The sequence below is a fragment of the Pseudomonas putida genome, from assembly GCF_001976065.1.
In the GTDB taxonomy this organism is placed as follows: Bacteria; Pseudomonadota; Gammaproteobacteria; order Pseudomonadales; family Pseudomonadaceae; genus Aquipseudomonas; species Aquipseudomonas serbica.
In genome coordinates this window covers 957,111-970,929 of sequence record NZ_MNAH01000002.1, presented here as the reverse complement: position 1 = coordinate 970,929, position 13,819 = coordinate 957,111, and the positions used below count along the sequence as shown (strand labels likewise).

13 protein-coding genes are annotated in these 13,819 nt (G+C 60.9%); 6 read left to right on the top strand and 7 right to left on the bottom strand.

The window, feature by feature from the left end; all coding sequences use genetic code 11:
- Positions 1 to 10: 10 nt before the first annotated feature.
- The 3 genes from BKX96_RS10810 to BKX96_RS10800 form a co-directional block, all read right to left on the bottom strand.
- Positions 11 to 976: a 2-hydroxyacid dehydrogenase gene (locus BKX96_RS10810; protein ID WP_046817433.1), complete on the bottom strand. Its 966-nt coding sequence runs from the start codon at positions 974 to 976 to the stop codon at positions 11 to 13.
- Positions 977 to 1,113: 137 nt separating this feature from the next.
- Positions 1,114 to 1,707, bottom strand: a complete 594-nt coding sequence (locus BKX96_RS10805; RefSeq protein WP_077183813.1) for a TetR/AcrR family transcriptional regulator — start codon at positions 1,705 to 1,707, stop codon at positions 1,114 to 1,116.
- A gap of 28 nt (positions 1,708 to 1,735) precedes the next feature.
- Positions 1,736 to 2,119, bottom strand: a complete 384-nt coding sequence (locus BKX96_RS10800; RefSeq protein ID WP_077183812.1) for a tautomerase family protein — start codon at positions 2,117 to 2,119, stop codon at positions 1,736 to 1,738.
- 356 nt (positions 2,120 to 2,475) lie between these two features.
- Between BKX96_RS10800 and BKX96_RS10795 the strand changes: the two genes are divergently transcribed.
- On the top strand, positions 2,476 to 3,756 hold the full coding sequence (locus BKX96_RS10795) for a serine/threonine transporter (protein ID WP_046815632.1): 1,281 nt from the start codon (positions 2,476 to 2,478) through the stop codon (positions 3,754 to 3,756).
- 74 nt (positions 3,757 to 3,830) lie between these two features.
- A complete protein-coding gene (locus BKX96_RS10790) occupies positions 3,831 to 5,483 on the top strand; it encodes a SulP family inorganic anion transporter (RefSeq protein ID WP_046815633.1) in 1,653 nt (550 codons plus the stop codon).
- A 173-nt stretch (positions 5,484 to 5,656) separates the two neighbouring features.
- Here BKX96_RS10790 and acnB read toward each other — a convergent pair whose 3' ends face one another.
- Positions 5,657 to 8,257, bottom strand: coding sequence for a bifunctional aconitate hydratase 2/2-methylisocitrate dehydratase (gene acnB / locus BKX96_RS10785; RefSeq protein WP_046815634.1), 2,601 nt, complete (start codon positions 8,255 to 8,257; stop codon positions 5,657 to 5,659).
- Positions 8,258 to 8,663: 406 nt separating this feature from the next.
- On the opposite strand from acnB, the gene BKX96_RS10780 reads away from it, so the two are divergent.
- The gene (locus tag BKX96_RS10780; protein ID WP_046815635.1) at positions 8,664 to 9,134 is read left to right on the top strand and encodes a DUF1289 domain-containing protein; all 471 of its coding nucleotides are present in this window, start codon (positions 8,664 to 8,666) and stop codon (positions 9,132 to 9,134) included.
- Between the two features lie 93 nt (positions 9,135 to 9,227).
- Here the strand turns inward: BKX96_RS10780 and uspL are convergent, their stop codons facing one another.
- On the bottom strand, positions 9,228 to 10,091 hold the full coding sequence (gene uspL / locus BKX96_RS10775; protein WP_046815636.1) for a universal stress protein UspL: 864 nt from the start codon (positions 10,089 to 10,091) through the stop codon (positions 9,228 to 9,230).
- Between the two features lie 165 nt (positions 10,092 to 10,256).
- On the opposite strand from uspL, the gene BKX96_RS10770 reads away from it, so the two are divergent.
- Positions 10,257 to 10,871, top strand: a complete 615-nt coding sequence (locus BKX96_RS10770) for a MiaE family protein (protein ID WP_077183811.1) — start codon at positions 10,257 to 10,259, stop codon at positions 10,869 to 10,871.
- Here the strand turns inward: BKX96_RS10770 and BKX96_RS10765 are convergent.
- Entirely contained in the window at positions 10,860 to 11,348 is a 489-nt protein-coding gene (locus tag BKX96_RS10765) for a GFA family protein (RefSeq protein WP_077183810.1), read from the bottom strand. The two genes, BKX96_RS10770 and BKX96_RS10765, sit on opposite strands and share 12 nt — an antisense overlap.
- A gap of 46 nt (positions 11,349 to 11,394) precedes the next feature.
- Positions 11,395 to 11,538 carry a hotdog family protein gene (locus tag BKX96_RS10760; RefSeq protein WP_235431816.1) on the bottom strand — a complete coding sequence of 48 codons (144 nt, stop codon included), beginning with the start codon at positions 11,536 to 11,538 and terminating at the stop codon, positions 11,395 to 11,397.
- A gap of 185 nt (positions 11,539 to 11,723) precedes the next feature.
- Between BKX96_RS10760 and BKX96_RS10755 the strand changes: the two genes are divergently transcribed.
- Both BKX96_RS10755 and aguA read left to right on the top strand, forming a co-directional pair.
- Positions 11,724 to 12,608, top strand: coding sequence for a LysR substrate-binding domain-containing protein (locus BKX96_RS10755; RefSeq protein ID WP_077183809.1), 885 nt, complete (start codon positions 11,724 to 11,726; stop codon positions 12,606 to 12,608).
- A 100-nt stretch (positions 12,609 to 12,708) separates the two neighbouring features.
- The gene (gene aguA, locus BKX96_RS10750) at positions 12,709 to 13,818 is read left to right on the top strand and encodes an agmatine deiminase (RefSeq protein WP_077183808.1); all 1,110 of its coding nucleotides are present in this window, start codon (positions 12,709 to 12,711) and stop codon (positions 13,816 to 13,818) included.
- The last annotated feature ends 1 nt before the right edge of the window (position 13,819 follow it).

The window sequence follows — 13,819 nt, the reverse complement described above, 5'->3', positions numbered from 1 at the left end:
TTGAATTGTCTTACTGGACGGCCTGGGTCACGCCCTTTGGCAGCTCGATGGGGGTCAGCACCGGCTGGCCGGAAAAAAACGCCACGAGATTGCGGCCCACCAGTTCCACGGTGCCTTGGGTGGCCTCGGGGGACAGCCCGGCCACATGCGGGCTGAGAATGACATTCGCCAGGACCTTGAGGGCATCCGGTACCTTGGGCTCGGCGTCGAAGACATCCAGCGCGGCACCGGCAATCCGCCGTTGCTCCAGCGCGCTGATCAGGTCGGCGGTGACCACTACGCTGGCGCGGGCGATGTTGACGAAAAAACCGTTGGGTCCGAGGGCTTCGAGCACCTGTTTGTTGATCAGGTGCTTGGTGCCCAGGCCGCCCGGAGTGGCGACGATCAGGAAGTCCGAGGCGCGCGCCAGTTCGGTGGGGGTCGAGCAGAACTTGTAGGGCACATCACTGCGGTGCTGGCGGTTGTGGTAGCTCACGCTCATGTCGAAGCCGGCGCCGGCGCGTTTGGCGATGGCCATGCCAACCGCGCCGAGGCCAAGAATGCCCAGGCGCTTGCCGGCCAGGGAAGGGCGCATGATTTTCGGCCATTCTCCCCGGCGTACGGCGGCATCGCAGCGGGGGATGTCGCGCACCAGCGACAACAGCAGTGCCATGGCATGGTCCGCCACCGAGGAGGCGTTGACCCCGGCGCCATTGGTGACGGTGAGGCCGCGGTCGGCGGCGGCTTGCAGGTCGACCTGCTCATAACCTGCGCCAATCACGCAGATGATCTTGAGGTTGGGCAGGGCGGCGATTTCGTCGGCATAGAGGCCGAGCGGGCCACGGGTCAGGACGGCGTCGATCTGGCCGCTGTGCCGGCTGATGGCCTCGGCGCGCTCGGCAGGCGTGGGCGCCAGGATCAGGTGAAAGCCCTGGCGTTCGAGAATGGGCAGGTAATCATTGATGGTTTCAACCAGTACCAGAACGGTTGCAGGCATGCTTTGCTCCTGTGGGCGCGGATCGTCGGGCTCGAACGTCGGTTGAGAGTGCTGGCAGCGGGGCAGATTGGCAACAGCCATGCTCCTAAGTGTAGGAGCTGGCGCAGCCTGCGAGCTTTTTTGATCGCAGCGAATTTTCAGGCCAAGGAAGGGGGGTCTGTCAGGAAGGACTGCGCCGCCTCGAGGATTTCCTCCGACAGCGGATCACCCCGGGTGGCCCGGGCCAGTGTCAACGCGCCTACCATCAGCGAATATTGCACCAGCGCCTGCTGCCGGTTTGCCGCGGGATCGTGCGAGTCCATCAATTGACTGAAGGCCTCGAGCAGGCGATTCAAGCCGGCCATGAAGGGTTCGCGCAAGGCGCTGTCGGTGGGCTCGTGGCACATGTCGCCGGCAAAGGCCACCACCGGGCAGCTTTCACCGGGATTGTCGCGGCTGTAGGCCGACAGGTAAGGCTCGATCAAGGCTCGCCGTGCCTGCGCTTTGTTTTCGCCGGTGATCCGTTCGCGCCATTTCGCCCCCACCTCCTTGAATGCCCGTTCACTGGCCTCCCTGGCCAGCGCTTCCTTGGATTCGAAGTGGCCATAGAAACCGCCATGGGTCAGGCCCGCAGCGGCCATGACGTCGACGACGCTGATCCCGTGCAGGCCGCGCTCGCGAAACAGCCGGGTGGCGGCCTCGACGATGATTTCGCGGTTAAGGTCGGCTTGTTTGCGGGAAACGCGGGGCATGGCTGGCTCACAGGTCAATAGGTGGTTGTCAGAGGGCGTATTGGGCAATCCCGTTGCCGAACGACCGGTTCTCTTTCTTCACTTCCACCAGGTTAATGAAAACATCTTCCAGGCGCACGGCCAGTTGGGTATTGAGGTTTTCGACGATGGTTTTATACAGCAGCTTTTTCTGCTCCAGGGTCCGGCCTTCGCTCAGGGTGATCTGGATGACCACCAGGCCGTCACTGCGCTGGATGCCCAGGTATTGGGGATCGAAGATGAAATGCTGTTCGTCGTGTTCGGCGAGGATCTGGAAGTTATCGTTTTCCGGCACGCCGATGGCGCTGCGCAGGGCGGCGTAGATCTGTTGGCCGATACGCTTGGCGTAGGTGGGGTCATGCTGTTTCTTGAGGTCGACGCGAACCAGTGGCATGGGAAGACTCCGGAAGGTGAGCAGGTTGAGTTAAAATACATGATGGATAACCTTTATCAAGCAGGGAGTGATGAGATGCAGCTCTTCATTGTGGGAGCGAGCCTGCTCGCGATAGCGGTGTTTCAGTCACTTTGAATGCTGGATGTGCCACCGCTATCGCGAGCAGGCTCGCTCCCACAGGGGAATTTGGTGTTCACGCGATCTCAAATTGGTACCACCGTTCCTCACCTAAGTCTTTGCTTCTGTTCACTAATCCTCCAGAATCGCGCCCCTGTTTCGGCCAGGGCGCTGCCTGTCGGGTATTCCGACGCGTTCTGGCCGGGTGGCAAGTGACCGGAATGTGGAGATCCCACCGGATGAATGATCAGGCCAATAGCGTTAACGAACGCTTTGTAGCAGCGACACCCGCAACCCTTTCGAGCTGGAACCGCCAGGACACCACCTGGATGCTGGGCCTGTTTGGCACGGCGATTGGTGCGGGAACCCTGTTTTTACCGATCAACGCGGGCCTGGGTGGCTTCTGGCCGCTGCTGGTGCTGGCAGTGCTGGCATTCCCGATGACGTTCTATGCACACCGCGGCTTGACCCGCTTTGTGCTGTCCGGTCGCGAAGGCGCGGACATCACCGAAGTGGTAGAAGAGCATTTCGGTCTCAAGGCCGGTGCCTTGATCACCTTGCTGTACTTCTTCGCGATCTTCCCGATCCTGTTGATCTACAGCGTGGCCCTGACCAATACCGTGGGCAGCTTTCTCGAACACCAGCTGCACATCATGCCGCCTCCGCGGGCGGTGTTGTCGTTCGTGCTGATCCTCGGCCTGCTGGCCGTGGTGCGCTGCGGCGAGCAGGTCATCGTCAAGGCCATGAGCCTGATGGTCTACCCGTTCATCGTCGCACTGCTGTTTCTGGCGGTGTTCCTGATTCCGCACTGGAATGGCGGCATCCTGAGCACGGCCAGTACGCTGCCCGAGCCGTCCGCGTTGCTGCACACCCTGTGGCTGGCGATTCCGGTGATGGTGTTCTCGTTCAACCATTCGCCGATCATCTCGGCGTTCGCCGTGGACCAGAAGCGCCGTTACGGCGAGCACGCCGAAGAACGTAGCTCGCAGATCCTGTCCCGGGCTCACGCCTTGATGGTGGTGATGGTGTTGTTCTTCGTGTTCAGCTGCGTGCTGACCCTGTCGCCGGCGCAACTGGCCGAGGCGAAAGCGCAGAACCTGTCGATCCTGTCGTACCTGGCCAACCACTTCAGCAACCCGACCATCGCCTTCGCGGCGCCGTTGATTGCCTTCGTGGCCATTTCCAAGTCGTTCCTGGGGCACTACATCGGCGCCAGCGAGGGGCTGAAGGGCCTGATCGTCAAGAGCGGCAAGCGTCCGGCGGCCAAGACCCTGGACCGTATTGTCGCGGCGTTCATGCTGGTGGTGTGCTGGATCGTCGCCACCCTGAACCCGAGCATCCTCGGCATGATCGAAACCCTGGGGGGGCCGGTGATTGCGGCGATCCTGTTCCTGATGCCGATGTACGCCATCCGCAAGGTACCGGCCATGGCGCGTTATCGCGGCCAGGCGTCAAACGTATTTGTGGTGGCGGTCGGCCTGGTGGCGATTTCAGCGTTGATCTACTCGCTGACCGCGTAATTCAAGGATTTTCAGCTACAGTGGCCGCTGCGCGTAAAACGTGCAGCGGTTTTTTTTTGCCTGGAGACACTGGATTGTCGAACGCCCCAAAGGCTTATCCCACCGAGCAACCCAACCGCTGGCAGGACCTGTTGGCCGGCTTGTCGATTGCCGGCCTGTTGCTGCCCGAAGCGGTCGCCTATTCAAGCATCGCCGCACTGGCACCCCAGGCCGGGGTGATCGCCTTGTTTGCCGGGTTACTGTGTTATGGCCTGTTCGGCACCAGCCGCTTTGCGATTGTCTCGGCCACTTCATCCTCCGCCGCCGTACTGGCTGCGGCGACCGCCACCCTGGCCAATGGCGACCCCGGGCTTCGTTCGACCCTGGCCTTCGGCCTGGTGCTGGTGACCGGGGCGTTTTTCTTGCTGGCCGGGTTGTTCAAGCTCGGCAGTGTGACCTCGTTCATTGCCAAACCGGTGCTGCGTGGTTTTGCCTTTGGCCTGGCGCTGACCATCATCCTCAAGCAGGTCGCCAGCGTGGTCGGCGTGCATTTGATTGATGCCAACCTGGTGCGCTTCCTGCCGCAACTGCTGGAGCAACTGCCGCAATGGAACTGGGTGGCAGCGGGCGTCGGCGCCGTGGCATTGGTCTTGTTATGGCTGTTTGCACGGTTTCGGCGCTTGCCGGGTGGTTTGTTAGTGGTGGTGATCGGCATTGCGGCAGGACAGTGGCTGGACCTGCCGGCCTATGGCGTGAAGCTGATCGGCGTGATCGACCTGAGCCTGGAGGTGCCGAAGCTGCCGGTACTGCCGTTTGCCGACTGGCTGCGTTTGGGCGAACTGGGGTTTGCCATGGTCATGATCCTGTACGCGGAGACCTACGGCTCGATCAGTGCCAACGCGCTTAAACACGGTGACCGCGTCAGGTCGAACCGGGATTTGCTGGCGCTGGGGGCCTCCAATCTGCTCTCAGGGCTGTTTCATGGCATGCCGGCGGGGGCAGGGTACTCGGCGACATCGGCCAACGAGGCAGCGGGCGCCACTTCGCGCCTGGCCGGTATCGTAGCGGCGCTGGTGGTGCTGGTAATTGTCCTGACGGTGCTGCCTTACATCGCCCTGACCCCGGAACCGATCCTCGCCGCCATCGTCATCCATGCCCTGGGGCGGGGCTTGAGCCTGCAGCCGCTTGGACGCTATTTCGTCTGGCGCCGAGACCGCTTGCTGGTGATCTGCGCCGTGGGCGCGGTGCTGGTGCTGGGGGTGCTGGACGGCTTGCTGGTCGCCGTGGCGATCAGTGTGCTTTTGATGCTCAAGCAGATGTCGGCCGCGGATATCCAGATCCTGGGGCGCATCGATGGCGGTCACGACTTTGTCGACCTGCAGCGCCATCCAACGGCGCAAACGGTGCCGGGCGTGTTGATTGTGCGGCCGGGTGAGGCGTTGTTCTTTGCCAACATCGAGCGGATTCTTGGCGGTGCCTTGCACTTGATCCGGCATTCGCAAACGCCGGTTCATGCGGTGATCCTCAGTCTTGAGGAATCGCCAGATCTGGACGGTACCAGCATCGAGGCATTGCAGGAGTTTTTTGTGCGGGTGCATCAGGAAGGCAAACGGCTGATTCTGGCGCGTCTGAAGGACGATGCACAGACGGCTTTGGCGATGTTGCCAGAGGTTGAGGCCAATGGGGTGATGCTGAGCGGGTTGAGTGTGGATGGGGCGGTGCAGCAGGCGCTCAAGCCGTACGCATAACCCAATGTGGGGGCGAGCCTACTCGCGAAGACGGTGGGTCAGCCAGCATCAATGTTGAATGTGCTGACGCTTTCGCGAGCAGGCTCGCTCCCACAGGGGCGGTGTTCAAATTGAAGGCATAAAAAAACGCCGCCCCTCTCACGATGGGCGGCGTTTTTCATTGCGTTGCAGCGTTAGGCTTGAACGACCGGGATGTTGGCGTTCGCAGCAGCTTCACGGAACTCGGCAATCTGGTCGAAGGACAGGTAGCGGTAGACATCGGCCGCCATGCTGTCGATCTTGCCAGCGTATTCCATGTACTCCTCGACGGTCGGCAGGCGACCCAGGATGGAAGCCACGGACGCCAGCTCGGCCGAAGCCAGGTAGACGTTCGCGCCGTCACCCAGACGGTTCGGGAAGTTACGGGTCGAAGTCGACACGACAGTCGAGTTCGGCTCTACACGCGCCTGGTTACCCATGCACAGCGAGCAGCCCGGCATTTCCATGCGTGCGCCGGCCTTGCCGTAGATGCCGTAGTAGCCTTCTTCGGTCAGCTGGTGAGCGTCCATCTTGGTCGGCGGCGACAGCCACAGACGGGTTGGCAACTGACCCTTGACCTGTTCCAGCAACTTGCCGGCAGCGCGGAAGTGACCGATGTTGGTCATGCACGAACCGATGAACACTTCGTCGATCTTCTCGCCAGCAACGCTGGAGAGCAGGCGAGCGTCGTCCGGGTCGTTCGGAGCGCAGAGTACCGGCTCCTTGATGTCGGCCAGGTCGATCTCGATGACTTCGGCGTATTCAGCGTCTTTGTCCGCTTCCAGCAGCTCAGGGTTGGCCAGCCAGGCTTCCATTGCTTGGGCGCGACGTTCCAGGGTACGTGCATCGCCGTAGCCTTCGCCGATCATCCAGCGCAGCAGGGTGATGTTCGACTGCAGGTATTCAGCGATCGACTCTTTGGACAGCTGGATGGTGCAACCGGCCGCCGAACGTTCAGCCGAGGCGTCGGACAGTTCGAACGCTTGCTCGACGGTCAGCTTAGGCAGGCCTTCGATCTCCAGGATGCGACCGGAGAAGGCGTTTTTCTTGCCTTTCTTCTCTACGGTCAACAGGCCAGCCTGGATCGCGTAGTAAGGAATGGCGTGAACCAGGTCACGCAGGGTGACGCCTGGTTGCAGTTCGCCCTTGAAGCGAACCAGGATCGACTCAGGCATGTCCAGCGGCATGACGCCGGTGGCTGCGGCGAACGCAACCAGACCGGAACCGGCCGGGAAGGAGATACCGATCGGGAAACGGGTGTGGGAGTCACCACCGGTACCGACGGTGTCTGGCAGCAGCATGCGGTTCAGCCACGAGTGGATGATGCCGTCGCCCGGACGCAGGGAAACGCCGCCGCGGGTCATGATGAAGTCAGGCAGGGTGTGGTGGGTGGTCACGTCGATCGGCTTTGGATAAGCCGCGGTGTGGCAGAAGGACTGCATCACCAGGTCGGTCGAGAAGCCCAGGCACGCCAGGTCTTTGAGTTCGTCACGGGTCATTGGACCGGTGGTGTCCTGGGAACCCACGGTGGTCATCTTCGGTTCGCAGTAGGTGCCCGGACGAACGCCGGTCACGCCGCAAGCCTTGCCGACCATTTTCTGCGCCAGGGTGAAACCCTTGGTGCTTTCAGCCGGTGCTTCAGGCTTCTTGAACAGTTCCGAAGGTGGCAGACCCAGCTCGGCGCGAGCCTTCTCGGTCAGGCCACGGCCGATGATCAGTGGAATACGGCCGCCAGCGCGAACTTCGTCCAACAGCACCGGCGTCTTCATTTCGAAGGTGGTCAGGACTTCGTCGGTGCCGTGCTTGCAGACTTTGCCAGCATGAGGGTACAGGTCGATCACGTCGCCCATGTTCATGTTGGAAACGTCGAATTCGATTGGCAGTGCGCCAGCATCTTCCATGGTGTTGTAGAAGATAGGAGCGATCTTGCTGCCGAAGCAGAAACCGCCGGCACGCTTGTTCGGCACGTAAGGAACGTCGTCGCCGAAGAACCACAGAACCGAGTTGGTCGCCGATTTACGCGAAGAACCGGTACCGACCACGTCGCCCACGTAGGCGATCGGGAAGCCGGCATTGCGCATTTCTTCGATCTGCTTCATCGGACCGGTGACGCCTTGTGCGTCCGGCACGATGCCGTCGCGAGCCATTTTCAGCATGGCCAGGGCGTGCAGCGGGATGTCAGGACGGGACCAGGCATCCGGAGCAGGGGACAGGTCGTCGGTGTTGGTTTCGCCAGGAACCTTGAACACGCGCAGGCTGATCTTGTCGGCCAGCACCGGGCGCTTCACGAACCACTCGCCGTCAGCCCAGGATTGCAGCACGCCTTTAGCGTGTACATTGCCGTTCTTGGCTTTTTCAGCGACGTCGTGGAAGGCATCGAACATCAGCAGGGTGTGCTTGAGTTCTTCGGCAGCTACTGGTGCCAGTTCGGCGTCGTCCAGCAGGTTCACCAGGGTCACGATGTTGTAGCCGCCCTGCATGGTGCCGAGCAGTTCAACAGCGCGCTTCTTGTCGATCAGGGGAGAGGTGGCTTCGCCTTTGGCGATGGCGGACAGGAAGCCGGCCTTGACATAGGCTGCTTCGTCCACTCCAGGCGGAACGCGATTGGTGATCAGGTCAACGAGGAATGCTTCTTCGCCAGCCGGGGGATTCTTCAGCAGCTCGACCAGGCCTGCAGTTTGTTCGGCGTTTAGCGGCTGGGGAACGATACCCAGTGCTGCGCGCTCTTCGATATGTTTGCGGTAGGCTTCAAGCACAGTATTACCCTCATCAGTGGTCCCAAATGGGTGTCCGGGACGCTCATCCCGAAATTGCCGTACTCATGCGCTGCATGGCGTTGTGGGCCACTTAGCCAGAATTACCGACAATTCCTTACAGAAGCTGCTTTCAAAGTTTTACGCCTGCAGAACGGGAGCTGATGAGGGTTGGCGCCGGGTTTTTCCCCGCTGGAAAAACCCTTCGCCAACACCGCTCTGAAGGAACGACTGTGCTCGTGACGCTTTGAAAACAGCTTCTAACGGACATTGGCGCCTAAAAAGGCAGGCTGATTCTACGGCAAAAAAATATTAAAGGTAAGTTGGCTCATGAAACTTTGAGGGGTGATCAATGTTAGACAAAGGGCTAACATGCCGTCCTGTTTTGCTTTTCGCGTTCTGCCTACCTATGCCCAATCAGACCATCAAGACCCCCTGCGTCGGCCTTTGCTCCACTGTTTACGGTGATCTGGTCTGCCGTGGCTGCAAGCGTTTCCACCACGAAGTGATCCACTGGAACGGCTACAACGAGGAAGAAAAACGCGCGGTATGGCTACGTCTTGAGCAGTTGTTGTCCCAGGTGATGGCTGCCAAGGTGGAAATTTTCGACCCGTTGCTGCTCAGAATGCAGCTGGAGCAGCGCAAGATCCGCTTCGTGCCCCATCAGTCGGAATATTGCTGGGCCTACCAGCTGATCGCCCGAGGCGCCCGGGTGATCAACAATCTGGAAGCCTACGGGATGGTGTTGTTGCCGGAATTTCGCGACTGGAACCTGCCGGAACTGCGTGATGCCATCGATCGGGAATTTTTCCTGCTGTCCGAGGCGCATTACCAGCGTTACATTGCGCCTGGATTCCTCAAAGACGCCTTCGGCGCGTAAAAGCATCGCGAGCAGGCTCGCTCCCACAGGTGAATACCTTTCGAGGGGGGAGCGAGCCTGCTCGCGATGGCGTCCTGAAAGGCGCGGAAAATCTCAATGCTTGACCGCCAGCTCCTCCAGGTGATCCTCAACCTCCCGGGGCTTGAGCACCAGCACATCGCTTTCCACCGCATCGAGCACCACTTCGGCGGTGTTGCCGATCAAGGTCCCTGACAACCCGCTGCGCGCCACCGTGCCGATCACCGTCACCGCCGCCTGCAGCTTGTGCACCATGAACGGAATCAATACATCCGCCGGGCCTTCGGCGATGTGCAGGTGTTCGTTGTCAATGTCGAACTCGGCCTGGAACGCCCTGCACTGTTCGCGATAGCGCGCCTCGATGGTTTCGCTCAGTTGCAACGTCGGGTCTGCTGCCGACAGCATGGGCGACGGATGCGCACTGATCACATGCAGGTGCGCCTTGGCCAGGCTGGCGATGTCATAGCCGTAATCGATGATGGTGTTGTGCAAATGGCGGTGCTCACTTTCCATATTGCCCACGTCGACGGCGGCCAGGATGACTTTGTCCTTCCAGGAACCGGCGGTTTTAACCAGCAGCACCGGGGTAGGGCAGGCGCGCAGCAGTTTCCAGTCCACCGGTGTCAGCAGGGCCTTTTTCAGCGAGCTGTCGGGGAAATGCTGTTTGATCACCAGCCCGCAGCCTTCCGCCTGCTGCACCTCGACGATGGTTTCGTGCAGGCTCTGGTTCCAGGCCTGCTCGGTGGTGACGCTGTAACCGTCTTCCAGCAACGCCGCCTTGAGCACGCTGAGCATGGCGCTGTGATCGTGCTTGGGATCACAGACCAGCAGGTGCAGGTGCGCCTGGGTCACGCCGGCGATCAATTTCGCCCGTTTGAGCGCCAGGCTTTCCGAATGTTCGGGGTCGATGACCACCAGGATGCTGCGAATGGCTTGCATGATCGGGATCTCCTGAAAATGAAAAAGCATGGCGTTGCACAACTATAGTTGCTGCGCGGCAGTCGGCGACTTGATGCATATCAACGGTAGTGGCTGGTGGTCTCTGGGCAGGCCGGTATAATCGGCGCCCTTCGTTTTATACCTATTTATTTTTCCGTGAGCCCCATGATCCTTCCCGAAATTCACGAGTTCCTTGGCTGCCGCACTCCCGACGGCTGGGTTCAAGCCGCGCTGGCCGACCAGGAAACGCTGCTGATCGACCACAAGAACTGCGAATTCAAGGCCGCCAGCACGGCATTGAGCCTGATTGCCAAGTATCACTCCCATGTCGATTTGATCAACATGATGTCGCGCCTGGCCCGGGAAGAACTGGTGCACCACGAGCAGGTCATGCGCTTGATGAAAAAACGCAAGATCGGCTTGCGCCAGTTGTCCGCCGGCCGTTACGCCTCGGGGCTGCGCAAGGTGGTGCGCAGTCACGAGCCGGTCAAGCTGGTGGATACGCTGGTCGTCGGCGCGTTCATCGAGGCCCGCAGTTGTGAGCGTTTCGAGGCTTTGGTACCGCATCTGGACGAAGAACTGGGCAAGTTCTATTTCGGCCTGCTCAAAAGCGAGGCCCGGCACTTCCAGGGTTACTTGAAGCTGGCGTACCAATACGGCGACGCCAAGGACATCGCCCAAGTGATCGACAAGGTCCGCGCGGCCGAGCAGGAGCTGATCGAATCGCCGGATGTGGAGTTTCGCTTCCACAGTGGTGTGCCTGTAACGTCAGCGGCTTAAACCCAGCCGCTCATGCCAGTCGGCGATGGACTCCTCGGGATAAACATCAAACTGTTTATCCCTTGGCCGTACCTCGGCTTCCACCCAAGGCGCCCTGGAACTTAGCATCAAGTGCGTATGCTCCGGCGGCACCGGCAGCGGTGTGTCGATGGCCGACGCAAACGGATGGATCAACTCGGGCCACTCCGGGCTGAACAGCCATAACCCCGAGCCGCACAGCGAACAGAAATGCCGCTCGGCGCTGCTGCGATGGGCGCGTTTCTCGCCTTCGCCCTTGAGCAGGGCATGGTAGATCGCGATGTTCTTGCGCCCGCGTACCTTGAGGCTGTTGGCATCGCCGGCGATGTTGATCGCATAACCGCTACCGCCCTGGGTCTTGCGGCAGATCGAGCAGTAGCAGCGTTGATAAGGGTAGGGATGGGCGCTGGTCAGGCTGAACGACACCGCGCCGCAATGGCAGGAACCTTCGAGTTGCATGAGAACCTCCGGCTGTCTTGAGCGAGCTTCAAGACAGCCTAGACCGTCAGCGCTCCTCGACCGCCACCCGTTTCAGTTGATCGCCGGTTTGCGCGAACAACTCGGCATGGGTAAATACCTGCTTCTTGCCGGCCTTCACCACGCGTCCCTTGGCGATGAACACCTCACCAACCGCGGGCGCCATCAGCATGGGTGATGGGCAGTCGGGGGCGCGGTGAATGGACTGAAGTCTTCGCGAGCAAGCCCGCTCCCACAGGGAACACCGCAGATCAACTGTGGGAGCGGGCTTGCTCGCGAAAAACGATAACGCGGTCCGACTGGACGCCCACGATCTACCGGGTCAGCATGAGCGCCTCGAACCCCGGACCCGACCCGATGCGACGACTACCTTCCCTGGCCGCCCTGCGAACCTTCGAATGCGCCGCCCGTCACGCCCATTTCGGCCGGGCGGCGGCGGAGCTGTGCGTCACCGACAGCGCCGTCAGCCATCAGATCCGCCAGCTGGAAGAACAGCTTGGGGTATCGCTGTTTGTGCGCGAAGGCCGGCAAATTCGCCCGACCATGGCTGCTGGACGGCTGATGCAAAGCTTGCAGCAGGCCTTCGAGCTGATCGGCGATGCCTGTGACGAACTGCGCGACCCATCGTCCCTGGCGGTGTTGCGCCTGGCGGTGACCGCCGAACTGGCGCAGAAGTGGTTGATGAGTCGTCTTTCGGATTTCTATGCGCGCTATCCGCACATCACCTTGCACCTCTATGAACAACCGATCGACGCCACGGCCCCGGGCGAGGACATCGACTTGGCGATCACCTATGGCACCGGTCCCGTGGACAGCAGTGCCTATTTCGTCCGGCCCTTGCCGGCGTTGCAGTTTTTTCCGGTGTGCAGTCCCGGGCTGTTCAACCAGGGCACCTTGAAAACCCCTAGAGACCTGGCCCGACACTGCCTGTTGCACGACGATCAGGACGGCAAGACCTGGACGGCTTGGCTCACCAGCCATGCCGGTGACCAGCGCCCCGAACGGCAACTGTATTTCGCCCACGCTGGATTGGCCCTGGAAGCCGCGGCCCAGGGGCAGGGCGTGGCCATGGGCGATAACCTGACAGCCCAGGAAGATCTGCTCAGCGGTCGCCTGGTGCGTCCGTTCACTTCCAGCATGACGGCATTGGGGCAATACGCGCTGGTGTGCGAACGGGTACGGCTGGAGAGGCCTGCGGTGGCGCAGATGCTCGAGTGGTTCAACGATCAGCTGATTGATTGATGAGTTCAATTCAAGTGTTCCGAAATAATCATCGTTGGCGAGGAGGGCGTGCGCAACCTTAGCCTGTGGTCATTCCAATCCCGGCTGATGAGGTTTGCCCATGGCACGTTTGCTCGATTCCACCCCCAAACTCGACGGTTTCCGTTTGCCTGGGGAATTCGAAACCAAGTCCGGATGCTGGCTCGGCTGGCCGGAGCGCACCGACGTGTGGCGCAATGGCGCAAAACCTGCTCAGAAAGTCTGGGTGCAGATCGTCACCGCCATCTCCCAAAGCGAACCGGTCACCGTCTGCGCCTCGGCCGCGCAATTCGCCACTGCGCGCCGGCAGTTGCCGCCGCAGGTGCGGGTGGTGGAAATGACCTGCAACGACACCTGGTTCCGCGACAGCGGTCCGTGTTTTGTGGTCAACGACCAGAGCGGTGAAGTGCGCGGCGTCGACTTCGAGTTCAACGCCTACGGCGGCCTCGACGGCGGCTTGTACTACCCCTGGGACAAGGACGACCAGATCGCCAGCAAAATCCTCGAGATCGAGCGCTTCGACCGCTATCGCGCGCCGTTGATCGCCGAACTCGGCGGCATCCAGAGCGACGGCCAGGGCAGCATCCTCACCACCGAACAATGTCTGCTCAACCGTAACCGCAACCAGCACCTGGGCAAGGACGAAGTCACTCGCCGCTTGACCGATTACCTCGGTGCCGAGCAGGTCATCTGGCTGCCGCGGGGGTGCAAGTTCGACGAAACCGACGGCCACGTCGACGACCTTGCGTGCTTCGTGCGCCCCGGTGAAGTGGTGTTGCAATGGACCGACAATCGCGACGACCCGCAGTGGGAAATTTATCAGGAGGCCTACGACATCCTGCGCAGCACCCGTGACAGCCGTGGTCGCGAATTGATCGTGCACAAGCTGCCGCAACCGGATGTGCTGGAATGGACCTCGGAGGAGGCCGAGGGCCTGGACCAGCAGGACAGCACCCATACCCGTCAGGCGGGTACGAAAATCTGCGCGTCCTACATCAACTACTACGCCGGTAACACTTCGATCGTGGTGCCGCTGTTTGGCGATCGCAATGATCAGGTCGCGCTGGCGACCCTGGCCGAACTGTTCCCGCAGCACAAGATCGTCGGCATCGAAAACTCCCGGGAAATCCTCCTCGGTGGCGGCAACGTCGCCTGCATCACCATGCCGCAGTACGCTGGCAAAGGAGTATAAA